The organism is Azospirillum cavernae (assembly GCF_003590795.1).
GTDB lineage: Bacteria > Pseudomonadota > Alphaproteobacteria > Azospirillales > Azospirillaceae > Azospirillum > Azospirillum cavernae.
Window position 1 is genome coordinate 718,695 of sequence record NZ_QYUL01000002.1, and the last position, 22,904, is coordinate 741,598.

At 65.1% G+C, this 22,904-nt stretch carries 24 protein-coding genes; 14 read left to right on the plus strand and 10 right to left on the minus strand.

What is annotated here, in order from left to right; genetic code table 11:
- Positions 1 to 25: 25 nt before the first annotated feature.
- Positions 26 to 1,036, minus strand: coding sequence for a hypothetical protein (locus tag D3877_RS29435; protein ID WP_147395196.1), 1,011 nt, complete (start codon positions 1,034 to 1,036; stop codon positions 26 to 28).
- Between the two features lie 238 nt (positions 1,037 to 1,274).
- Positions 1,275 to 1,613 (minus strand): P-II family nitrogen regulator, encoded by a 339-nt coding sequence (glnK, locus tag D3877_RS14580; protein WP_119831484.1) that lies wholly within the window; start codon positions 1,611 to 1,613, stop codon positions 1,275 to 1,277.
- A 364-nt stretch (positions 1,614 to 1,977) separates the two neighbouring features.
- Here glnK and D3877_RS14585 point away from each other — a divergent pair, with 364 nt between their 5' ends.
- The 3 genes from D3877_RS14585 to D3877_RS14595 all read left to right on the plus strand — a co-directional run bounded on the left by D3877_RS14585 (position 1,978) and on the right by D3877_RS14595 (position 4,915).
- Positions 1,978 to 3,258 (plus strand): UbiH/UbiF/VisC/COQ6 family ubiquinone biosynthesis hydroxylase, encoded by a 1,281-nt coding sequence (locus tag D3877_RS14585; protein ID WP_119831485.1) that lies wholly within the window; start codon positions 1,978 to 1,980, stop codon positions 3,256 to 3,258.
- A 153-nt stretch (positions 3,259 to 3,411) separates the two neighbouring features.
- On the plus strand, positions 3,412 to 4,074 hold the full coding sequence (locus D3877_RS14590) for a LolA family protein (protein WP_119831486.1): 663 nt from the start codon (positions 3,412 to 3,414) through the stop codon (positions 4,072 to 4,074).
- Between the two features lie 79 nt (positions 4,075 to 4,153).
- The gene (locus tag D3877_RS14595) at positions 4,154 to 4,915 is read left to right on the plus strand and encodes a gamma-glutamyl-gamma-aminobutyrate hydrolase family protein (protein ID WP_119831487.1); all 762 of its coding nucleotides are present in this window, start codon (positions 4,154 to 4,156) and stop codon (positions 4,913 to 4,915) included.
- A gap of 79 nt (positions 4,916 to 4,994) precedes the next feature.
- Here the strand turns inward: D3877_RS14595 and D3877_RS14600 are convergent, their stop codons facing one another.
- Entirely contained in the window at positions 4,995 to 5,489 is a 495-nt protein-coding gene (locus tag D3877_RS14600) for a MarR family winged helix-turn-helix transcriptional regulator (protein WP_119831488.1), read from the minus strand.
- Positions 5,490 to 5,880: 391 nt separating this feature from the next.
- On the opposite strand from D3877_RS14600, the gene D3877_RS14605 reads away from it, so the two are divergent.
- On the plus strand, positions 5,881 to 6,579 hold the full coding sequence (locus D3877_RS14605) for a fumarylacetoacetate hydrolase family protein (protein ID WP_119831489.1): 699 nt from the start codon (positions 5,881 to 5,883) through the stop codon (positions 6,577 to 6,579).
- Between the two features lie 11 nt (positions 6,580 to 6,590).
- Positions 6,591 to 7,385, plus strand: coding sequence for an exodeoxyribonuclease III (gene xth / locus D3877_RS14610; protein WP_119832456.1), 795 nt, complete (start codon positions 6,591 to 6,593; stop codon positions 7,383 to 7,385).
- Between the two features lie 43 nt (positions 7,386 to 7,428).
- Here the strand turns inward: xth and D3877_RS14615 are convergent, their stop codons facing one another.
- Positions 7,429 to 8,316, minus strand: a complete 888-nt coding sequence (locus tag D3877_RS14615) for a YcbK family protein (RefSeq protein ID WP_238474891.1) — start codon at positions 8,314 to 8,316, stop codon at positions 7,429 to 7,431.
- Positions 8,317 to 8,526: 210 nt separating this feature from the next.
- On the minus strand, positions 8,527 to 9,387 hold the full coding sequence (locus D3877_RS14620; RefSeq protein ID WP_119831490.1) for an MBL fold metallo-hydrolase: 861 nt from the start codon (positions 9,385 to 9,387) through the stop codon (positions 8,527 to 8,529).
- Between the two features lie 221 nt (positions 9,388 to 9,608).
- Between D3877_RS14620 and D3877_RS14625 the strand changes: the two genes are divergently transcribed.
- Positions 9,609 to 10,355, plus strand: coding sequence for a hypothetical protein (locus tag D3877_RS14625; RefSeq protein ID WP_119831491.1), 747 nt, complete (start codon positions 9,609 to 9,611; stop codon positions 10,353 to 10,355).
- On the opposite strand, the gene D3877_RS14630 is transcribed toward D3877_RS14625, so the two are convergent.
- Complete coding sequence (locus D3877_RS14630; protein WP_119831492.1) at positions 10,337 to 11,026, minus strand: response regulator transcription factor; 690 nt, start codon at positions 11,024 to 11,026, stop codon at positions 10,337 to 10,339. The two genes, D3877_RS14625 and D3877_RS14630, sit on opposite strands and share 19 nt — an antisense overlap.
- Positions 11,027 to 11,112: 86 nt before the next feature.
- Positions 11,113 to 11,646 (minus strand): glycosyl transferase, encoded by a 534-nt coding sequence (locus D3877_RS14635; RefSeq protein WP_238474892.1) that lies wholly within the window; start codon positions 11,644 to 11,646, stop codon positions 11,113 to 11,115.
- A 206-nt stretch (positions 11,647 to 11,852) separates the two neighbouring features.
- Here D3877_RS14635 and ribA point away from each other — a divergent pair, with 206 nt between their 5' ends.
- From ribA to D3877_RS14650, 4 genes are all read left to right on the plus strand, one after another.
- Positions 11,853 to 13,022: a GTP cyclohydrolase II gene (gene ribA / locus D3877_RS14640; protein ID WP_119831494.1), complete on the plus strand. Its 1,170-nt coding sequence runs from the start codon at positions 11,853 to 11,855 to the stop codon at positions 13,020 to 13,022.
- Between the two features lie 171 nt (positions 13,023 to 13,193).
- Positions 13,194 to 13,661, plus strand: a complete 468-nt coding sequence (locus D3877_RS30590) for a hypothetical protein (RefSeq protein ID WP_238474893.1) — start codon at positions 13,194 to 13,196, stop codon at positions 13,659 to 13,661.
- Positions 13,662 to 13,690: 29 nt separating this feature from the next.
- On the plus strand, positions 13,691 to 14,125 hold the full coding sequence (locus D3877_RS30595; protein WP_238474894.1) for a hypothetical protein: 435 nt from the start codon (positions 13,691 to 13,693) through the stop codon (positions 14,123 to 14,125).
- Positions 14,126 to 14,133: 8 nt separating this feature from the next.
- On the plus strand, positions 14,134 to 14,667 hold the full coding sequence (locus tag D3877_RS14650) for a L,D-transpeptidase family protein (RefSeq protein ID WP_119831495.1): 534 nt from the start codon (positions 14,134 to 14,136) through the stop codon (positions 14,665 to 14,667).
- Between the two features lies 1 nt (position 14,668).
- Here D3877_RS14650 and D3877_RS14655 read toward each other — a convergent pair whose 3' ends face one another.
- Entirely contained in the window at positions 14,669 to 15,400 is a 732-nt protein-coding gene (locus D3877_RS14655) for a YggS family pyridoxal phosphate-dependent enzyme (protein WP_119831496.1), read from the minus strand.
- 142 nt (positions 15,401 to 15,542) lie between these two features.
- Between D3877_RS14655 and D3877_RS14660 the strand changes: the two genes are divergently transcribed.
- Complete coding sequence (locus tag D3877_RS14660) at positions 15,543 to 16,103, plus strand: hypothetical protein (RefSeq protein WP_119831497.1); 561 nt, start codon at positions 15,543 to 15,545, stop codon at positions 16,101 to 16,103.
- A gap of 71 nt (positions 16,104 to 16,174) precedes the next feature.
- Here D3877_RS14660 and D3877_RS14665 read toward each other — a convergent pair whose 3' ends face one another.
- Together D3877_RS14665 and D3877_RS14670 are read right to left on the minus strand one after the other, a co-directional pair.
- Positions 16,175 to 17,269, minus strand: a complete 1,095-nt coding sequence (locus tag D3877_RS14665) for a porin (protein WP_119831498.1) — start codon at positions 17,267 to 17,269, stop codon at positions 16,175 to 16,177.
- A gap of 333 nt (positions 17,270 to 17,602) precedes the next feature.
- Positions 17,603 to 18,826, minus strand: coding sequence for a porin (locus tag D3877_RS14670; protein ID WP_119831499.1), 1,224 nt, complete (start codon positions 18,824 to 18,826; stop codon positions 17,603 to 17,605).
- Positions 18,827 to 19,127: 301 nt separating this feature from the next.
- Here D3877_RS14670 and D3877_RS14675 point away from each other — a divergent pair, with 301 nt between their 5' ends.
- The 3 genes from D3877_RS14675 (at position 19,128) to lptE (ending at position 22,875) form a co-directional block, all read left to right on the plus strand.
- Complete coding sequence (locus tag D3877_RS14675) at positions 19,128 to 19,670, plus strand: DUF3576 domain-containing protein (RefSeq protein WP_119831500.1); 543 nt, start codon at positions 19,128 to 19,130, stop codon at positions 19,668 to 19,670.
- A gap of 105 nt (positions 19,671 to 19,775) precedes the next feature.
- Entirely contained in the window at positions 19,776 to 22,346 is a 2,571-nt protein-coding gene (leuS, locus tag D3877_RS14680; RefSeq protein ID WP_119831501.1) for a leucine--tRNA ligase, read from the plus strand.
- On the plus strand, positions 22,333 to 22,875 hold the full coding sequence (gene lptE / locus D3877_RS14685; protein WP_119831502.1) for an LPS assembly lipoprotein LptE: 543 nt from the start codon (positions 22,333 to 22,335) through the stop codon (positions 22,873 to 22,875). Before leuS ends, lptE begins: the two co-directional genes overlap by 14 nt.
- Positions 22,876 to 22,904: the final 29 nt, after the last annotated feature.

A 22,904-nucleotide genomic window follows, 5' to 3' on the forward strand; every position in this document is an offset into this window, starting at 1 on the left:
CAGTCATCTGTACGCGTAGGTTAAATTACACCTTAGAGCTAGCCGCTTGAGTTATATTTTTAACAACCTCAACAACTTTAGCACCACCTTCAATAGATACATCATTGCTATCAAGATAACCACTGGGCGTTATAGCAAAGATTGAACGCGTTGTTTCCATAAGAATTGCTTCGCGTATTGGCTCTGTCCCCGCCGCTTGAACAAAAGCCTGAAACGTTTTCAAGGCATTTGCACGATGGCGATTAGTGGCTTCTTGGTGCTTGGCAGCTTTATAAAGGCGACCGCACCATATCGTCGCCGCAAGGAAAAGCCCAAGAAAAACAAGTTTTGATGAAATTCTATTAATGAAAAATGCAACAGATGCATCGTGAGAAATTTCTATGAAAAAAGACAAAAACGCAAATATTGCAGTCAAACAAGCAATTATCCCTGTAGCAATCAACCAATTTTTAGCGGCATTTCCGTGCATTTCAGCAGCATCGTTAAAATCATGCGTAAAATGTGCTACACCGGCCTTGACCGAAGCTTCACGCGCCGCCGCCACAATATTATCAATTTCTGATCTTTTAATATCAAAATCAGACCTAGCCTCAGATACTATTTTATTTCCTTTTTCAACAGAACGAACCAATTCTTCAATATTGCGCTGAACGTCAGCCCGAGCATACGCCATAAAAGGAATATGTGGCGTTATAATGGGATAGGCATTGTCAATTTGCACTTCTATTTCATGACATATATTATCACGATTACTAGTTGGGCTGTCATTGACAATTGAAAAATTTCTAATTCTATTGATTGAACTTTGAAGCCCCTGAAGATGAGGCAACATTCCTTCCGCCACCCTCTGGGGAAGAATATCCAAAGGAAGAACTTTCAGAGGAGCAACTAGAGATTGCAATCTCTCAAGACTCTGTATTGCTTTTTCAAAGTCAATTTTTCCCCATTCTGGATTGTGAACAAGATTTTCAATTTTATCAGAAATAATATCACTAGCACATTCCTGTATTTTTTCGACTATTTCTTTGTTTGCCATTGGGAAATCCTTTTACATTATAATTTTATCTATTTTAATCAAACCACAATTACAATAATGCTCGAAATTTCCTTGACTTTCCCCATATCAATTCAAGTGAACAGATGTATTTAAAAACTTTTTGGTAAACTTCTGCAAGAAAAAATTAACTCAAGCGCCGTCCGGGTCCGTCCCCCGCAGAGACGAACCCGGACCAAGGCCGGAACCGCCCGCCCGGACGAACCGGGAGGGGCGGCTGTCAGAGCGCCTCGCCGTTGGTCTCGCCGGTGCGGATGCGCACGGCTTGGGCAATCTCCAGAACGAAGATCTTGCCGTCGCCGATGCGGCCGGTGTTGGCGGCCTTCTGGATCGCCTCGACCACCTGCTCGAACTGGTCGTCGGACACGGCGACCTCGACCTTCACCTTGGGAAGGAAGCTCACCGAATATTCGGCGCCGCGATAGATTTCCGTCTGGCCCTTCTGCCGACCGAAACCCTTGACCTCGCTGACGGTCAAGCCCTGAATCCCAAGCGACGTCAGCGCCTCGCGCACTTCGTCCAGCTTGAACGGCTTGATGATGGCCATAACCAGTTTCATGTGGCTTCCCCTAAAAAGCGTTGTTCCGGTCTTGGCCGATCAGATCGACCCTTCGCGGTTCTTCCCCGTCGCCGGGTTGGCGACGGCGATCCCGTTCAGGTGCAAGCCTGTTCGTCTCGACCGCAAAAATCAATGACTTCAAGAATCGTGCCGGTTGATTTCTACCGCAACCGCGAGGGTATGCCTGCGGATTGGGCGCTTAAAACGGCAGCATGTGCCTATTAATTGTTCAGCGACAATCTGTCCGTCGCCGAAGCGGCGCGGCGGCACTGGACATCGGCCCGGCGGAGGACAATTGTCCATCGCGACCCCGGCGGCGGCGACCCGTCGCCGGGCAGGATTGCGAAGCGAAGGACAGCGCATCATGGCCGAATCGGGCAACCCGACCGCGAACACGCCCCCCTCCCCCACCGCTGACGGCGGCGACCTCGCCGCCGAGGTGGTGATCCTGGGCGGCGGTCTGGCCGGACTTTCCATGGCGGCGGCGCTGGCGACGGCGGGCGTCCCCGTGGTCTGCATCGACCAGGACAGCCCCGACCGGCAGGCCGACGACGGATTCGACATCCGCACCACCGCCATCGCCTACGCCTCGATGAAGGTGCTGGAGGGGGCCGGGGTGTGGAAGCACATGGTGGACAAGGCCGGGCCGATGCTTGACATCCGCATCGCCGACCAGTTTTCCCCGCTGTTCGTCCATTACGACCACACCGAATTGGCGGTGGACGGCCAGCACCGGCCCTTCGGCTGGATCCTCGACAACAAGGACATGCGCCGCGCCCTGTTCGCCCGCGTGGCCGAGCTGCCCGGCCTGATCCATCTGGCCCCGGCCAAGGCCACCGCCATCACCCGCAACCGCAGCGGCGCGTCGGTGAAGCTGGCCGACGGGCGGGTGGTGCGGGCGAAGCTGGTGATCGGCGCCGATGGCCGCAAGTCGCTGGCGCGCGAAGGCGCGGGCATCAAGGTGCGGCGCTGGTCCTACGACCAGAGCGCCATCATCTGCACGATCCACCATTCCGAACCGAACAAGGGAATCGCGGTCGAGCATTTCATGCCGAACGGCCCCTTCGCCGTCCTGCCGATGACCGAGAACCGCTGTTCCATCATCTGGAGCGAAAAGCGGTCTCTGGTGCAAACCTACCTGGATTTGCCCGACGACCAGTTCATCGAAGAGCTGTCCCGGCGGTCGGGCGGCTATCTGGGCGAAATCACGCTGGCCACCCGGCGCGAGGCGTGGCCGCTGTCGGTGCTGCTGGCCGAACGCTTCATCGCCGAACGCCTCGCCTTGATCGGCGAGGCCGCCCACGCCATCCACCCCATCGCCGGGCAGGGCCTGAATCTGGGGCTGCGCGACGTCGCCGCGCTGGCCGAGGTGATTGTGGACGCCCACCGTCTGGGGCTGGACGTCGGCGGGCCGGAGGTGCTGGCCCGCTTCCAACGCTGGCGCCGCTTCGACACCGTGCTGTTGGCGGCGGTGTGCGACGGGTTGGTCCATCTGTTCTCCAACAACATCCCGCCGATCCGCCTGGCCCGCGATCTGGGCATGGGCTTGGTCAACCGCCTGCCGCCGGTCAAACGCTTTTTCATGAAGCACGCCATGGGCATCGTCGGCGATTTGCCCCGGATGATTCGCGGGCAACCGCTGTAAGGCGGGCGGGATCGGACGAGAGCGGGGCAAGGGCGCGCCACGCCCCGCTTTCCCCCTTGGATTTCCCCCTTGGATTTTCTGGGCATCCGCCTTATGTCCGCCACAACGCCCGGTTATGACGGTCGGGTTCACGCTGTCCAGGGATGACCGCCCGTGCTTGCCCGCTTCTTCGCCGCCCTTCCGCTGACCGCCGCCGCTCTGGCCGCCGCGCTGACCATCGCCCCGCCGAACGCCAGCGCGGCGCCCGCCACCGCGACGCTGTCGGCGCAGGACAAGGCCACCATCGCCCAGGTCGAGCAGTATCTGAACGGCGTGCAGAGCCTTCAGTCGAAATTCATCCAGGTGGCCCCCGACGGGCGGCAAGCGTCCGGCACCTTCTATCTGTCGCGCCCCGGCAAGATGCGGCTGGAGTATGACAAGCCGATCAAGGATTTCGTCGTCGCCGACGGCAGTTTCATCTTTTACTGGGATGGCGAGATGCGCCAGCAGTCGAGCGCGCCCATCGGCACGACGCTGGCTGACGTCATCCTGCGCAAGACCATCCACCTGTCGGGCGACGTGACCGTCACCAACCTGTTCCAGACCCCCGGCGTCGTCGAGGTCAGTCTGGTCGAAACCAAGGAAGCGGGCAAAGGCACGATGACCCTGGTGTTCGAGGATCACCCCTTTCAACTGCGCAAATGGCGCGTGCTGGACGCCCAAGGGCTGACGACCGAAGTCGCTCTCCTCAACCCGCGCACCGACGTGACGTTCGACTCAAACCTGTTCTATTTCAAAGAACCCAAGACCGGGTCGGATTACGGCAAGAACAACTGATCCGCCCCGCCCCCACCCTCTGGGCAAGAGCTGGGCGAGCGCGCAGAATGGCGGCGGGTCCGCGCACCGGAGGACATCCATGACGCAAAAGCCGCTGATCGGCATTCCCGCCTGCACCCGCCTCATCGGCGAGCACCCGTTTCACGTCTGCGGCGACAAATATGTCCGCGCCGTGTCTGACGGGGCGGGCGGCGTGCCGCTGCTGATTCCGGCGTTGGGTGGAACCCTCGACATTGATGATCTGATTGGGCGACTCGACGGCCTGCTCATCACCGGCAGCCCGTCCAACGTCGAGCCGCAGCGTTACGGCGGCGAACCAAGCGAACCGGGAACCCTGCACGATCCCGCCCGCGACGCCACCACCCTGCCGATGATCCTCGCCGCGCTGGACATGGGGGTGCCGCTGCTCGGCATCTGCCGGGGGTTTCAGGAGTTGAACGTCGCGCTGGGCGGGTCGCTGCACCAGCGGGTGCACGAGATCCCCGGCTACACCAACCACCGCGAGGACAAATCCGCGCCGCTGACCGTCCAGTACGGCCCATCGCACCGCGTCCATCTAACGCCGGGCGGAATTCTCGCCGGGTTGGCCAACGGCGCCGACTCGGTGGCGGTCAACTCGCTGCACGCCCAGGGGCTGGACCGACTGGCCGACGGCCTGACCGTGGAGGCGCGGGCCGAGGATGGCTTGGTGGAAGCCGTGCGGGTGACGGCGGCCCCGGCCTTCGCGCTCGCCGTCCAATGGCACCCGGAATGGCGATTCTGGGACGATCCGCTGTCGGCGGCCCTGCTGCACAGCTTTGGCGCCGCCGCCGCCGCGCACGCGCGACGCCGCCTGCGCTGAGGCCCACACGCAAACAGGGGACCGCGCGCGTCGCACGGTCCCCTGTTCACGAAACTCTTCAAGCCCAGACCAATCGGCCTTACTTCGCGCGGGAAACCCGGCGGAGGAAGTCGATGAACTGGCCCTGCTCTTCCGGAGTCAGATCCTTGACCATGCCTTGATCGTGCGCCTGAACGCGGGGGATCAGGTCATCCATCATGGCTTGGCCTTCCGGCGACAGGCGCAGGGCGTAGGACCGGCGGTCGTTCGGCGAGGGGGCGCGAACCACCAAGCCACGCGACTCCAGACGGTCGATCACCGCGACCATGGTCGAACGGTCGATGCCGACCGCCGTGCCCAGATCGGATTGCGACAGCCCTTCGTTTTCCCGGATCATGATGAGGACGCCGAACTGGCCGGGCGTCACATCCTGCGGGGAAACCGCGTTTTGGAAGCTCTGGAACAGCGCAACCTGAGCCTTGCGCAGGTTGTAACCCACGAGGTCGGGAAGAGGGCCAAGGGCGAGCTTGCCGTTTTTGCCAGGACGCAGGCGCGAACGCCGGTCGGCGGGGGTGGAACGCTCGTTGTCAGTCACCGCGAATGCCGTAGTTGAATGAGACTGTGGGATGAACGGATAAAATGGGGCCGAAGAGTCGCTTTGTCAGCAAGAACCGTACGGCCCACAGCGAATGCATACCAATCATGCGTTTTTTACATTGGTTGTGCATCAAACAAACGCCACCTTGATGAATCAAGAAGCGATCGCCCCCGGTTTCGGCAATGATCGCCCGCCCAGCGGTTTCCCCTGCCGCCTGCGGGTTCCGGAAACGGAGCTTCCGACGCCCGGTTCCCCCAGACCGGGCGTCTTCGTGTCCGCCTTGCCTCTACCGAGTCGGCGTTCCGGCGCGCGGGTTGGGGGCTTGGTCGGGCGGGCGCTTTCGGGTACCTGTGGGTGACGCATTCCCCACCGCAAGAGCCGCCCCATCATGGCCTACGCCGTTCCCCTGTGGTCCCAGCCGACCGTTCCCGTGACGGGCGGCGATCCGTTTCCCGTCCGCCGCATCTATTGCGTGGGCCGCAACTACGCCGCCCACGCCCGCGAGATGGGGGCCGACCCGACCCGCGAGCCGCCGTTTTTCTTCATGAAGCCCGCCGACGCGGTGGTTCCCGACGGCGCGACCATCCCCTACCCGCCCAAGACCGCCAACCTGCACCACGAGATCGAGCTGGTGGTGGCCATCGGCGGCGGCGGGCGGGACATCCCAGTGGATCAGGCGTTGGGGCATGTGTTCGGCTACGCCGTCGGCCTCGACATGACCCGCCGCGACCTGCAAAACGCCGCCAAGAAGGACGGCAAGCCCTGGGACATGGGCAAGGGCTTTGACCAGTCGGCCCCCTGCGGGGCCATCCGCAAAGCCGCCGACATCGGCCACCCCGACAAGGGCGCGATCACCGTCGCGGTGAACGGCGCGTTGCGGCAGAGCGGCGACCTGTCCGATTTGATCTGGTCGGTGGCCGAAACGATTTCCTACCTGTCCGGTCTGGTCGAGCTGCGACCCGGCGATTTGATCTACACCGGCACGCCCGAAGGCGTCGGCCCGGTGGTCAGCGGCGACGTGCTGACCGGCGCGGTCGAGGGCGTCGGCGCCCTGACCATCACCATAGCCCCCTTGACCAAAACGTGAGCGGCGGCACGATGCGCATCGCAACCTGGAACATCAATTCGGTCCGCATGCGTCTGGACCTCCTCCTCCGCCTGATCGCGGAGGAGCAGCCGGACGTGATTTGCCTTCAGGAAACCAAGGTGGTGGACGCCGATTTCCCGCTGGCCCCGCTGGTCGCGCAGGGCTACGTCCACACCCACATCCACGGGATGAAGAGCTACAACGGCGTCGCCATCCTGTCGCGCCTGCCCTTCGCCGCGCAGGACGTTCAGCATTGGTGCGGCAAGGAAGACCGCCGCCACGCGCACGCCACGCTGGCGAACGGGATCGAGCTGCATTGCGTCTACATCCCGGCGGGCGGCGACATTCCCGACCCGGCGGTGAACGACAAATTCGCCCACAAGCTCCAGTTCCTCGACGAGATGACGGCGTGGCTGGGCGGCCAGCGCGCGGCGGATCAAAAGATGGTGCTGGTCGGCGACCTGAACATCGCCCCGCTGGAACAGGATGTGTGGAGCCATAAGGAGTTGCTCTCCGTCGTCTCCCACACGCCCATCGAGGTGGAAAAGCTGCTCGCCATGCAGGCGTCGCTGGGTTGGGTGGACGCCATGCGCCATTTCGTGCCAGCGGACGAAAAGCTTTACACGTGGTGGAGCTACCGGGCCAAGGATTGGGCGGCGTCAAACCGGGGCCGCCGCCTGGATCATGTCTGGGTCACGCCGCCGTTGAAGGACGCCTTGCGCGGCCATCGCGTGCTGCGCGACGTCCGGGGCTGGGAGCCGAAACCGTCCGACCATGTGCCGGTTCTGGTCGATCTGGACGCGTGATTTTAGGAATGGGGGGAGCGGCGGCGACGGCGTTCCCCTGCCCTTACGGCTGCGGCTTCTTCTTCGCCGGCGCAGGTCCGGGCTGTTCCTTCAGTTGGGCGAGCACCGCCCGCACCTGGACCAGATCGGGCGGAACCGGGGCCTTGGCGACCGCCCGCTTGTTGAGTCCTGGTTTTGTCCCCACCGTCTCCTTGACCGGAACAGCCCGCGCCGGGGTCGGCTCCGGCGCCAGAATGCCGGGCGGCAGGACAATCGGGCCGGTGGGCAACGGACGGTGTGGAACCGGCGCCGCGTCGGCCATTACGATCCGCTCCGGCGCCCGGTCCGGCGCCTTCGGCGGCGCGCGTTCCGGCGCTCTGGCCTCTTGCAGAACCGGGGCGCCGCGCGGTTCCCCGCCGCCGCCCTTCGGCGTCCAGGTGCGGAAGGGGCCGGTGTCCACATGGACGTGCCCGGTGCTGGGGTACATCGCGTAGCCGCCGCGCCGCATCGTCGCCGCCTCCTCGGCCAAACGGGCCGGGGAAACGCCGGGAATCGAGAAATCCGCCGCCTGACCGCGCATGTGATAGGAGTTGTCGGCCACATTCGCGTTGCTCCGCGCCAACAGCGCGTTGCTGGCGGGCGAACGATAGCCGGAGGTCAGACGGATCGGCGCTTCGGGCGGCGCGCCCGTCCGTTGACGCAACTCGACCAGCATATCGACCAGCGCCGGATCGACCGGGATGACCTCGCCGCTGCGACGGTCGCGGAACAGCATGGAGATCTCACGCAGCGCGTCGGCGTCATACCCGCCGCCGGGCCGCCAATAGGTGACGGCGACGGTTTCGCCGCTGGGATGGTTCAGCACGACGGAGCGCGGCCCGTCCCCCAAACCCATCGGTTGGGAGGCGCAGCCCGCCAGACCGGCGGCGACCAGCAGAAGCGGCGCACACACCCGAACGGCACAAGCACGCTTCACAGCGGCACGCAGCATCATCCGCATCGCTTCCCCCGGAGCGCCGCCGCGCGGCCCCACCCGCATCATTCCGCACGGACTTGATTGGAGTCGTTTCTACCAGAATTGTCACAGCCTGAAACTGTGACATCGACTCCCGTTTGGGGGGAAATGAGCAGAAAGACGACGGCTGTGGCCCCGCCGGTTCGCTCAGACCGTCAGCTCCATGCCTTCGCGGGCGACCAGGGAGCCGGGCCGCATCGCCTCAGCCTCGGCGGCGATGACGTCCAGTTCGGCGTCGGTGCGGGCCGGGTCATGGTGGAAGATCACCGCGCGGCCAACTCCGGCGGCCTCGGCCAGCCGCAGGCACTCCTGCCACGTTGAATGCCCCCAGCCGACGCGGGCCGGGTATTCGGCGTCGGTGTAGGTGCTGTCGTAGATCATCAGATCGGCGCCGCGCAGCAGCTCCAGAATGATCGGGTCGCGGCCCTGCGCCGGGTGTTCGGTGTCGGTCAGAACGCACAGGCTGCGCCCGCCGAACTCGACCCGATAGCCGGTGGCCCCGTCGGGGTGGTTCAGCGGGGCGGTGCGGACGATCACGCCAGGTTTTGGCTCCAGCGTTTCCCCGGCGGCGAAATCGCGGAAGGAGCAATCGGCGCGGAAAATCTCGACCGGCACCGGAAACAGCGGCGCGCTCATCATGCCCGACAGCACGGTGCGGAAGGGCCGCTCCGGCGGCAAATGCCCGGCCCAAAAACGCAGCCGACTGTCCGGGTGAAAGGCCGGGGCGAAAAAGGGCAGCCCGCAAATATGGTCGAGATGGCTGTGGGTCAGCAGCAGGTCGATGTCCACCGGCCCACCGCGCGCCAACAGCTCGCCCAACGGGCGAATGCCGGTGCCGCAATCAAAGACGATGTGGCAATCGCCGCAACGCACCTCGATGCAGGCGGTGTTGCCGCCATAGCGCACCGTGTCGGGACCAGGGGACGCAATGCTGCCCCGAACGCCCCAGAACCGGACGGTGAAGGGCGCGGGGGCCTGGGCGGGGAAGGGCGCGGTTCCGGCGGTCATGGTTCGGTCATGGTGGCGACGCCAGCCGCCCAAGTCGAGCAATTTTCCACCACCCGCCCCGCCCGGCTTCGGCGGATTGCCGGGCTTCCCCCAATGATGGGAATGTGGTGAAGCCTATAAGATGTGGTAGCGTGCCGCACATCGCGCACAGCGCGGCCTCCCCTTCGCAACCACCCTTGCGGCGGCGGGGTCGGCGGACCTGACGACGGACCTGACGACGGATGGATCCAGACAAACTCGCCAAAGTCCTGGCCATGGCCGAGTCGGAGCATCAGGGAGAGGCGCTGTCCGCCCTGCGCGCCGCCCGAATCATGCTGTCGCGCGCCGGTCTGACCTTCCGCGATCTGGCCGAACGGGCGCGGAACGACCAGCCGTCGCCCGAACCGCCGCCCACCATCGTCACCCCGACCACCCCCGCCCAACCGCCGCCGCCCGACGAGCTGGTCCACGGCCTGCGCCGTCAAGTGAGGGATCTGGAACTGGAGCTGGCGACCCTGCGCCGCCAGCTCGACAAGACCACCAACGATCTGGACCGCCACAAGGACGAGGCGGAACGCTGGCGCACCCTGGCGCGCGAGACGGCGGAAAAGCTGTGGGACGTCGGCAAGGCGCTGGAACGCAAACACTCCCGTCACACCGACATCGACAAGCGGCGCGCCGCGCTCGACCTGTTGCAGGATCCGGCCAGCGCCCTGCTGTCGGATCAGGAGATCGCCCGGCGGATCGGCCTGTCCGCCCACATCGTCACCCATTGGCGGCGGCGTCTGGCCATCGTCGGGCGCAAGCTGCGTCTGTTGCCGGTGGTGGCGCGCGGGCGGGGGCTGTGGGGGTTGCCGGGCAAGAAGCCGCTGGCGCTCGACCGCGCGCGGCAACGCTGGCCCGCCGTCACCGCCCAAATCACCATCGCCGGGGGCGGCGGCCAAACCAGCGCCCGCAGCGGCGGATCGCCTTACGGCACCAAACGGTAGCCGCCGGGTTCCGTCACCAGGATTTCGGCGCTGGACGGGTCGCTTTCGATCTTCTGGCGCAGCCGATAAACGTGGGTTTCCAGCGTGTGGGTGGTGACGTCGGCGTTGTAGCCCCACACCTCGCCCAGCAGAATGTCGCGCCCGACCACCTGGTCGCCCGCCCGGTAGAGATATTTCAAGATCGCCGTTTCCTTCTCGGTCAGGCGGATCTTGCGGTTCTTCACCTCGTCCAGCAGCAGCTTGGCGGCGGGGCGGAAGCTGTAGGGACCGATGGCGAACACCGCGTCCTCGGTCTGCTCGAACTGGCGGAGCTGCGCGCGCAGCCGGGCCAGCAGCACCCCCAAGCGGAACGGCTTGGCGACATAGTCGTTCGCCCCGGATTCCAGACCCAAGATCGTGTCGGAATCGGTGGCCGACGCCGTCAGCATGATGATCGGGCAGCGCACGCCGTCGCGGCGCAGCAGCTTGCAGACGTCGCGCCCGTCCATGTCGGGCAGCCCGACATCCAGCAGGATGGCGGAAAAACCGCCCTCGCGCGCCAACGCCAGCGCCCCGGCCCCGTCGTCCGCCTCCGCCGTTTCGAACTCCTCCAACAAACGGAGTTGCTCGGCCAGCGATTGACGCAAGGCGGTGTCGTCATCGACCAGAAGAATGCGTTTGAACGACGTCATGAGCGGACGAAACCATGCCGGGAAAATCGCCCGGACCTTACCATGGGCCGCGACTCCTTGTCGTCGGCCCCGTTACAGAGGCGGCGTCAAAGCGGCGCCGCCTCTTCCGCCGCCAACCACCCGACGCGGTCGGCAAGCCGGGCGAGCAGAGCGCGCGCGCCCGTTTCATCCGCCGTCGCAATCAGCACGACGTCCGCCGCCACCCCCAGCGCGACGACGTCGGCGGCGACGGCGGCGGTTGGCGCGACGATGACCCGCATCAGGGCCAACACCCCCTGTTCCAGATGGCGGCGCGCCGCCGCTTCCTCCGCGCCCACCCCCGGCTCGGTCCAGCGCAGCCGCTCCACCAGAGCGACGGGACGCAAACGGCGGTCGTCGAGCGACAGGGCGGCGGCCAGATTGAGCAGCGTCGCGCCGTCGATCAGCGTCACCGCCCCGTCGGGCAGCCGCGACACCAGCAGTTCGGCGGCGAAGATGGCCGAGGGGGCGACCTCCGGGTGCGGGCCGGGCAGCCGGTGCAGGGTCGCCGCCGCCCCCGTCACGCGATCCAGCGCCGCGATCATCCGCAAGGCGTAGGACAAGGCGGGCGAAACGTTGGCGACCACGGCGTGAAGGGACACGAAACAGGCTCCTTGGCTGATGTTTCACTATTTTAGCTGGTTGCGCCGCAACATGCCCCCTGCCCTTTGGTCGAAGGCTCTGCGGACCGTTGCGGCCACCGCAACGGTCTGACGCGCGGGAAACGCTGGACAGGGGCGCGCCACCTGCGCTTTGCTTCGCCCGCCCCGCGCACCATCTTCCGCTTTTGCCACGAAGTATTCCGACGATGCACGCCGAACGCCGCCCTGACAGCATTCCCCCGATCAACGAAGCCGCCGTGCGCGCCGTGGACCGCGCGCTCGCCGCGCTGCGCCGGGGCGAGGTGGTCGCCATCGAGAACACCGACGGCTCCATCGGCGCCGCCGTGTCGGTGGAATCCGTGGCGCTCGACGCCGTGCAGCGGCTGAAAAGTCTGACCGGCGGCACCCCCAGCCTGGCCGTCACCCGCCGCCGCGCCATCGTCCTTGGCCTGCTGGCCGAGGGGGAGGATGATTCCCCCGCCCTGTCCGGCAGCGTCGTCGCGCTGGGCTGCGTCGGCGGCCTGACCGCCGATCAGGCGCACGCCCTGGCCGATCCGGAGCAGCGTGGCGAGGTCGTCGCCTTGCCCCCCGGCCTGACCGCCACCCTGATGGACGCCCACACGCGCGACGCGGCGGCGGTCGATCTCGCCCGTTTGGCGCGCCTGCTGCCCGCCGCGATCACGGCGGCGGTGGCGGACACCAACCGCAGCGCCGCCGATTGGGCCGCCGAGCATGATCTGTTGCTGGTGCGCGCCCGCGACGTGGCCGATTACCGGGTGCATGTGGTGCGCACGCTGCGCCGCGTCGCCGACGCGCGGGTGCCGCTGAGCGGCGCCGAGAACACGCGGATTTTCGCCTTTCGCCCCGCCGACGGCGGGCCGGAGCATCTGGCCATCGTCATCGGCGATCCCGACCCCGCCCAGCCGGTGCTGGCCCGCCTGCATTCGGAATGCTTCACCGGCGATCTGCTGGGATCGCTGCGCTGCGATTGCGGCGACCAGTTGCGCGGGGCCATCGCCGAAATCGCCCGCCTGGGCAGCGGCGTTCTGCTGTATCTGGCCCAGGAAGGGCGCGGCATCGGGCTGGTCAACAAGCTGCGCGCCTACCGCATCCAGGACCAGGGATTCGACACGGTGGACGCCAACGAGATCTTGGGGTTCGAGGCGGACGAGCGGGTTTATCTGCCCGCCGCCGAAATGTTGCGTCAACTCGGCTACGACTCCGTGCGGTTGATGACCAACAACCCGGAGAAGCTGCGCCAGCTCGCCCGCTGCGGCATCGCCGTGGTGGAGCGCGTCGCCCACATCTTCCCGGCGAATGGCCACAACGAAGCCTATCTGCGCACCAAGGCCGAGCGCAGCGGCCACATGTTCTGACCCGCCCCGACGAAGGCGGGACCGGGGCAGGAATCGCCCCGCCCCCGGCAGTTCTTGCCGCGTTCCGCCCCACGGGGAATCCGATTCCGGGCGAATCGGGGGAAAACACTCCAAAATCCTGGCACAAACCTTGCTTACCTTGTCGATGACCCTCGTTCCGGGAGAACGCTCATGGCCATCGACGCCGCCTCATACGACAGCACCGCCGCCGCCCGCCCGGTCGTCGCGCGCGAGCGTGAGACGTCGCCGTCGGTCAGCCGCGACAGCGAGCCGGTCGAGATTGAAGGCGACCTGTCTTTTGGCGATTTCCTGGACGTCATCAACCCTCTGCAACATTTGCCGATCATTGGCACGCTGTATCGCAGCCTGACCGGCGAGACCATCCAGCCCGCCGCCCGCGTTATGGGCGGCATTCTGTATGGCGGCGTCATCGGCGGTTTGGCGTCCATCACCAACGCGGTGATCGAGCAGGCCAGCGGTCAGGATGTCGGCGATCAGGTCATGGCCTCGCTCGGCTTCGGGGAAGGCGCCCATCCCGCCGACTCCGTCGCCGTCGCGGCAACCACGGGGGGGCGGCGCCCGCCGCCTCCCCCGTGGCCCTTGCTTCGAGCGCGGCCCCCGCCGCCGGGACGCCCCTGACAACCCGCCAAGCGTCCGTCCCCGTTCAAGTGGCCCAAACCGCCCCACAAACGGCGCAAAAGACCGCCGACCCGGCGGCGGCCAGCGTCGGCGCGCCGATCAAACTTGCGGCGGCGGCGCCCACTGCGGCGGCGCCCGCTTCCGCGATGCCCAGCTCCGCGATGCCCAATTCCGCTCAGGCCGGTCCCACCCAGGCGTCCCTGTCGGGCGGCCCGACTCCGACGCTCAGCAAGATGCCCGCCCGCGACACCCCGCTGGCCAGTTCGACCATGGTCAAGCACGCGGTTCCGAAATATGCCGCGCCAATGCCCGGCTCCATCCCGGTCAGCGCCCAGGCGGCAAACGCCAACGCCGCCGCGTCGCCGGAAGCCCTGTCGGAAACCATGATGCGCAACCTCGCCAAATACGAACAATCGCGCAAAGCCGCCCAATCCGCCGCCCCGGCGATGCGGGTGTCCAGTTGAGCGGAGCCATGGAGAGCGGGGCCATCGAAATCGCCGTCTACCCCGACGGGCGGCTAAGCTGGCCGAATCACACGGTGCGTTGCGCGCTGGGTCGGGGCGGCATCCGCGCCGACAAGCGCGAAGGCGACGGGGCCACGCCGGTTGGCCGCTTTCCCTTGCGCCGGGTGCTGTGGCGGGCCGACCGGCTGGAGCGCCCGGACAGCGGCCTTCCCACCCAACCCATCGCCCCCGACGATGGTTGGTGCGACGCGCCCGAGGATCCCGCCTACAACCAGCCAGTCACGCGCCCGCACCCGACCAGCCACGAGTCGCTGTGGCGCGAGGACGGGGTTTACGACGTGATCGTGGTGATGGGCCACAACGACGATCCGGTCGTCGCCGGTTTTGGCAGCGCCGTGTTTTTGCACGTCGCCCGCCCGGATTGGCAGCCGACGGCGGGCTGCGTCGCCCTGCCCTTGGACGATCTGCTGGCCCTGCTGAAGGATTGCGGACCAGGCAGCGCGTTGACCGTTCCCGACCCGTCCGCCCAAAACCCCGCCTAGGTCAGGCCGCCGGGTAGGGGCGCGAGCCGAAAATCGCCGTGCCGACCCGGACATGGGTCGCGCCAAAACGGATGGCGGTTTCAAAATCGCCGCTCATCCCCATGCTGACCTCGGCCAGCCCGAGGCGGCGGGCCATCTCCGACAGCAGGGCGAAATGCATCGCCGGTTCCTCGTCCACCGGCGGAATGCACATCAACCCCGTCACCGGCAGCCCGAGTCGATCCCGGCAATCGGCCAAAAACGACTCGACCTCGGCGGGGGGAATGCCGGCCTTCTGGGGTTCCTCGCCGGTGTTGACCTCGATCAGGCAGCGTGGGCGACGCCCGGATTTCACCATCTCCTCGGCCAACGCCTCGGCCAGCTTGGGCCGGTCCAGCGTTTGGATGACGTCGAACAGGGCCACCGCGTCCTTGACCTTGTTGGTTTGCAGCGGACCGATCAGATGCAGTTCCAAATCGGGGAAGCTGGCCTTCAGATCGGGGAATTTGCCCTTGGCCTCTTGCACGCGGTTCTCACCGAACACCCGCTGACCGGCGGCCAAGGCTTCCGCCACGGCTTCCGCCGGGTGGGTTTTCGACACCGCCACCAGCGTGGGCGCGCCCGAGTCGCGACCGCAGGCGGCGCTGGTTTGGGCGATGGCCGCGCGCACGGCGGCCAAACGCCCCGTAACATCGGTCACGGCGACGTCGGCCCCTGTGACATCGGTGGGACGGGCGGGGTGCGTCGGGGTCATGGCGGCTTTCCCTATGATCGGGGCGGGTGTACAGCGAACCGTGCGGCGTGTTAGCGGACAGTCGTCGGAAAGGCAAGCCTCCCACGGAACGCTTCGCCACCCCAAACGCTTATCTTTTGAAAACGCTCAAGGAGACCTCCGCATGCGGAGTCTGTTTCGCCCCCTGCTGACGGCCCTGACGCTGAGCTTGGCCATCCCGACGATCGTCAACCCGGCCCTGGCCCAAGACGCCGCCAAAGACGCCGCCAAACCTGCCGCCAAGCCCGCCGCCAAACCACCCACGCAGAAAGCGGCGCCAGCCAAGCCCGCGATGCCGCGCACCATGCCGGGATCACCGATGGCGCAGATTCCCTTCGCCGATCAGCCCTTTCCTCTTCAGGACGACGGCACCTTCCGAGGCATTCTCGACAAAATCGCCGCCGACGCCAACCGCCGCTGCACTCGCCAGGAACAATTCGGTTGGGAAATCGCCAAAGGCGATCAGGAGCGATTGGACCGCATTTTTGGCGGCACAATGGCCGCCTTTGAGCAGAACGGCTATCTGCTCGGTCAATTCACCGCCAAAAGCGCCCCCAACCCGGACATCGTCACCTATCTGGCCGACAAGGACAAACGACGCCTGCTGCTGGTCTGGGCGCCGATGACCGATTCCGCCATGTTGATGATGTGCGACACGGATTCCTTGGGCGCGCACAAACCCTGAGCAATCATCCAAACGAAAAAAAAGGCGGCGGATTTCTCCGCCGCCCTCGTTTGCTGCCAGAATGCGTTCGATTAGAACGACAGACGGGTGTCGATCAGGAACATGTTGGCCTTGTCCTTAGCGGCAGTGCCAACCTTGTTGTCAAAGTAGCTGTATTCCAGACCCGTGGTCAGGCCGGGAGCGATCGTGTAGGTCGCGCCGACCTGGTACAGCTTGGCGCGGGCGTTGTCGGCGACGGTCGAAGCCAACTGGCCCGTGGCGCCACGGCCATCGGTGTAGGTCGCGGCCAGGATGACCGGGCCGACGGTGTACTGGGCGCCCAGGATCCAGACCTGCTGGTTGTCAACACCGCGCGAGGACTTGGTGTAGCCGGACTTGCCGCTGTTGGCGTAGCTGCCGCCAATGACCAAAGCGCCATAGCTGACGTTCAGGCCAGCGTGGATCGAGCTGAGATCCTTGGTCGTGGCCGCTTCGGCGTCGGCGAACTGATAGGCCACGCTGCCTTCGAGGCCAACGGCGCCGACCGTGCCCTTGTAGTAGGCCTGGACTTCAGCGACGTCAGAGTAGATCTTGCTGCCCTTGACGCGGTTCACCGAGGTGGCGGTGTCGCTGTACTTCGGAGCGTAGGCGGCGCCGAGCTGGAAGCCCGAGAAGCTCGGGGTCAGGTAAACGAGCTTGGTGGCGTTGTCACCCGACTCGAGGGTGCGCAGCGCGCCCATGACGTAGGGCATCGAGCCGTTGTAGAAGGTCGACCAGAAGCCGTCCGGCGAACCCGAGATGCCGTCGACGTTCGGGCCGATGACGCCGGATTCGTCCGACAGGCCGTTGATCGTGCCGGCCTGGACCGTGCCGAAGCTGCCGTTGGCGAAGATGTACGCGCGGTCGGCGGTGACGGTGTTGCTGGGGCCGGAAGTGCGGATGCGCAGACGCGCGCCGTATTCCAGACCGTTGTCGGCCTTGGCGGTCGGCGTGAACTTCAAACGCATACGGTTCGAGAATTCGGTCTTGCGCAGGTTGCCGTCGTTCTTCTGGTCGGTGTAACCGGCCTGGAAGAAGGCGTCGCCGCCGACCAGAATGTCGAACTTGGTCTTCGACTGGGCGGAGGCGGAGCCGCAACCAGCGGCGAGGGCAACTGCGGCGCAGCCGATGACGAGAGAACGCTTCATGGATTGTCCATCCTTATGGCAGTCGCCCCTGTTCCGGGGCTGAGCGGTTTTCCTGGTCCTTTGGAGATACCCTCTTCGCGTTTGCCTCGGCAAGCACCAAAACAACCTTGAAACACGAGCGTCATCACAGCGTGACATCAAAGACACAGGATTAAGCTGTTGTATTTGCTTTCATTTGCTCATCTGCATGCAAATTTGGCGCATCGCTGCTCGCAATTTGTGCGATGCGTCACGAATTGAGGCGGACCGTGTTTGGACAAGACGACATTTGGACAAGAAAAAAGGCGGTGACAAACGTCACCGCCCTTCTTCAGCAAACGGACGAAGCGTTGATTAGAACGCCAAGACCGAACGCAGGATCACGACATGGCCCTTGTCGTCATCGTCGCCGGTGACAACGGTGTTGACCTTGTCGCTCTTAGCCGTGAAGTAGTCGTACTGAGCCTGGAGAGCCAGACCCGGGGCGACGGTGTAGCTGGTGCCCAACTCGTAGACGTCCAGCTTGCGCTTGCCAGCCAGGATGGTCGAGCCGGGATCTTCGCCGTGCTTGTAGTTGGCGCCGACGACGATCGGGCCAGCGGTGTACTGCACGCCGACGGTCCAGTTGGACACGTCGCCGGTGTAGGTGTAACGGGTGTTCTGGCCCGACTTGCCGAAGTCGACATAGCCGCCGCCGAGCACGAAACCGGCGTAGCCGATCTGCGCGCCAGCCTGCCAAGCGCTCAGGTTCTTGAAGCTGTCAGCCGCGTTGCCGCTCTTCGAGGTCGTGCCGCCGGTGTAGGCCGCGCTGCCCTTGACCGTCACGCCACCGAAGGTGTCGCTGAAGTTGGCGCCGATTTCGAAGACGTCCTGGTAGGCGCCCGAAGCCTGGGCGGCCGCCGTGGTGACGTTCTTCACGCGGTTCACGTCGGTGTAGTAGCTGTCCGAACGCGGGGTGTAGGCGGCGCCGAGCTGCAAGCCCGAGAAGCGCGGCGAGTAGTACACGACCTTGGTCGAGTTGCCGCCCATCGGATCGAGCGTGGCCCACACCAGGCTGTTGCCGCCGTTGACGGTCTGCGCGACGCCGCCGTTGCTGCCGATGTCGGCGCCGGCGTAGCGGCCGTTGATGGTGGTGCTCGCGCCGTTGCTGGCACCGATGTACGCGGTCACGCGGTCATAGAGACCGAGCGGCAGGTAATCGATCGGGGTCGAGACGGCGGTGTCGTCGTTGAACTCGTTGGTCGAGCCGAGACGAACCTGACCGAAGCTGCCCTGCGCGAAGATGAACGCGCGGTCAGCCGTCACGTTGTTGTTCGTGCCGTTGCCAGCAGCGCGGAAGCGCAGACGGGCGCCGTATTCCAGGCCGTTGTCGGCCTTGGCGGACGGGATGACGGTGATGCGCATCCGGTTCGCGAATTCGGTCGAACGCAGGCCGGTGTCGTTGTCTTGCGACACGAAGCCAGCTTCGAAGTAGGCGTCGCCACCGATCTTCAGATCAAACTTGGTCTGGGCGTTGGCGGCGCTGGCGCCGACCACGAGAGCGACGGCGGCGGAGCCGGCGAGCAGATAACGGTTCATAATTGTTGCCTCCATCCTGGCAGCAGATGTTTCAGCCTGGTTGACGTCCTGGCTGTGACCTAGGTACGCACCCCGGCCCAACCCAGCAAGCGGCAAATCGAGACGAATGCTGCATTGAAGGGACAGTGTGTCGCACGGAGCACACTAACAACGGGTGATGACCGTCTGTGACTTGGTTGTTCCGCAACTGCGAAGCCCCGCTTCCGCTGTTGCGCGGGGCCGTCCATTTATGGTCTTTTCAGCGGCATTCCGCGCGTGACTCACGCGCGGCGCCCTTCTTTCTTGATCCGGGTTCCCGACCATGCGCCGCTTGACCGCTTTTCGCCTTGTCCCCGTTCTGCTCGCGGCGTCCGTGACGGTCGCAGGCTGCGCCGATTGGGGCGGCAAGACCGAGACCATGGAAGAACAGACGAAGAGGCAGGACTACAAGTTCGGCAGCATCCTCGGCACCGAGGGTGGCTTCAATCTGTTCGGCAAAAACAAGCGCGGCAGCGGCGACCAGGACAACGCCAACGGTCTTGGCGTCAACAGCTTCCTGTGGCGCGCCTCGCTCGACACGCTGTCCTTCATGCCCATCGCGTCGGCCGATCCGTTCGGCGGCGTCATCCTGACCGACTGGTACACGTCGCCGGAAACGCCGAACGAGCGTTTCAAGGTCAACCTCTACATCCTGGACAAGCAACTGCGCGCCGACGGCGTGCGGGTGTCGGTGTTCAAGCAGCAGCGCAACGGGGCCGACTGGCGTGACAGCAACGTTGGCGCGGAAACCGCCGGCACGCTGGAAGACGCCGTGCTGACCCGCGCCCGCCAGTTGCGCGTCGCCGCGCAAGCCGCCGCGCGTTAAAGACCCCGCGCGTTAAAGAGTTGGGACCGGCGGGGCGTGACCGGCACGCCCCCCACTTCTGTCTCCGCAAAGCTGATCGATTCAACGGGAAACGGCGTCCTCCTCATGTCGCGTTACAATGTCAAGGAAACCGAAGCGAAGTGGCAGAACGCGTGGGAGAGCCAAGGCTGCTTCACCGCGCGTGAGGACGCGTCCCGTCCGAAATACTATGTGTTGGAGATGTTCCCCTATCCGTCGGGGCGCATCCACATGGGCCATGTCCGCAACTACACCATCGGCGACGTGATCGCCCGTTTCAAACGGGCCAAGGGCTTCAACGTCCTGCACCCGATGGGATGGGACGCCTTCGGCCTGCCCGCCGAAAACGCCGCGCTTGAGAAGAAGACCCACCCGGCGACCTGGACCCGCGAGAACATCGCGACCATGCGCAGCCAGTTGAAGACGATGGGCCTGTCCATCGACTGGGACCGCGAGATCGCCACCTGCGACGTGGAGTATTACCGCCACGAGCAGAAAATGTTCCTGGATTTCCTGAAGGCGGGCCTCGCCTACCGCAAGGAAAGCTGGGTCAATTGGGATCCGGTGGACAACACCGTGCTGGCCAACGAACAGGTGATCGACGGGCGCGGCTGGCGCACCGGCGCGCTGGTCGAAAAGCGCAAGCTGTCCCAATGGTTCCTGAAAATCACCGCCTTCGCCGAGGATCTGCTGAAGGGCCTGGAAACGCTGGACCGCTGGCCCGAGCGCGTCCGCATCATGCAGGAAAACTGGATCGGCAAATCGACCGGCGTGCGCTTCCGCTTCGCGCTGAAGGACCGCGCCGACACGCTGGAGGTGTTCACCACACGGCCCGACACGCTGTTCGGCGCCTCCTTCGCCGCGATTTCGCCGAATCACCCGCTGGCCGCCGAATTGGCCGCGTCAAACCCGGAACTCGCCGAATTCATCGCCGAATGCAACCGGCTGGGCACCAGCGAGGAAGCCATCGAAACGGCGGAAAAACGCGGTTTCGACACCGGCCTGAAGGTCGTTCATCCCTTCGACTCGGGCTTGGAGCTGCCGGTTTACGTCGCCAACTTCGTGCTGATGGAGTACGGCACGGGCGCGATCTTCGCCTGCCCGGCCCATGACCAGCGCGATCTGGACTTCGCCCGCAAATACTGCCTGCCGGTGCTGCCGGTGGTCGTTCCCGCCGACGCCGATCCGGCGACCTTCACGGTGGGGACCGAGGCCTACACCGGCCCCGGCCTGCTGCGCAACTCGCGCTTCCTTGACGGACTCGACACCGAGTCGGGCAAGCAGGAGGTCGGCAAAAAGCTGGAAGAGGCGGGGCAAGGCGAACGCACCACCCAGTACCGTCTGCGCGACTGGGGCGTGTCGCGCCAGCGCTATTGGGGTTGCCCGATCCCGGTCATCCATTGCGACTCTTGCGGCATCGTCCCGGTTCCCGCCGACCAGTTGCCGGTCGTGCTGCCCGAAGACGTGACCTTCGACAAGCCGGGCAACCCGCTGGCCCATCACCCGAGTTGGAAGCACACGACCTGCCCCGACTGCGGCAAACCGGCGCTGCGCGAAACCGACACCTTCGACACCTTCATCGAGTCGTCGTGGTATTTCGCCCGCTTCTGCTCGCCCAAGGAAGACTCGACCGCCTTCACCCGCGAGTCGGTGGATTACTGGCTGGGCGTTGACCAGTACATCGGCGGCATCGAGCACGCGGTCCTCCATCTGCTCTATTCGCGCTTCTGGACCCGCGCCCTGAAGACTTGTGGTTATCTGAACCTGGACGAGCCGTTCACCGGCCTGTTCACCCAGGGCATGGTCAACCACGAGACCTACAAGGACGCCGACAGCGGCGCCTGGCTCGCCCCGACCGATCTGGAAAAGGACGACGCGGGCCAGTGGGTCCGCGCTGACAGCAAGGCCCCGGTCAATGTTGGCCGCGTCGAAAAGATGTCGAAGTCCAAGAAGAACGTGGTGGACCCGGCGCACATCATCGGCACCTACGGCGCCGACGCCGCCCGCCTGTTCATGCTGTCCGACAGCCCGCCGGAACGCGATCTGGAATGGACCGAATCCGGCATTGACGGGGCGTGGCGTTACATCAACCGCCTGTGGCGGATGATGACCGAGACGCCGGTCGCCCTGCCCGCCGCCGGATCGCCCAAGCCCGCCGCCTTCAGCCCCAAGGCCGAAGCCGCCCGCCGCCTGGTCCATAAGACTATCGCCGGAATGTCGGAGGATCTCGACAAGTTCCGCTTCAACAAGGCGGTCGCCCGCGTTCGTGAACTGTCCAACACCCTTGGCGAGTTGGACGGCAGCGGCGAGGGCGAAGCCTGGGCGCTGCGCGAGGGCTTCGAGTCGGTCGTCCGCCTGATCGGCCCGATGATGCCGCATCTGGCCGAAGAGCTGTGGATCGAGCTGGGTCACAGCGGCCTGCTGACCGATCAACCTTGGCCCGAGGCCGACCCCGCTTTGGTGGTGGAAGACAGCGTCACCATGGCCGTTCAGGTCAACGGCAAGCTGCGCGCCACGCTGGAGCTGCCGCGCGACATGGCCAAGGACGCCGCCGAACAGGTTGCTCTGGCGGACGCCAACGTGCAACGTGCGTTGGAGGGCAAGCCCGTCCGCAAAGTCATCGTCGTCCCGAACCGGGTGATCAATGTCGTCGTCTGACCTCAGCGCTTTCCGCCGCGCCTTGGCGCCCGCCCTCAAGGGCGGGCTGCTGGCTTTTGCCCTTGTCCTCCTGTCCGCCTGTGGTTTCCAGCCGCTGTACGGCGACAAGAGCTATGGGGCGGGGGCGACGGAAAAGCTGAGCGAGGTCGACATCGGCCCAATCGCCGACCGGGAAGGGCAAAAGCTGCGCAACCTGCTGATCGACCGTTTCTATCCGTCGAGTCGGCCCAGCAGCACACGCTACCGTCTGGAGATTTCCCTGACCGCCAGCGAACAAAAGCTGGCCTTGCAGAAAGACGCCTCGGCGGTGCGCGCCCAGCTCAACGTGATGGCGCCCTACCGGCTGATCGACACCACCAACGGCGCGGTGGTGTTCAAATCCAACTCCCGGACGATCATCAGCTACAATGTTCTTGAGCAGCATTACGCGGGCGTGTTGACGGTCGAAAACGCCTATGATCGGGCGTTGCTGGACATCTCGAACGACATCACCACCCGCATCGCCATGCATCTTGGCCGTCAACCGTAAGCGCGTCCGCCTGCGCGGCCGGTCGGAAG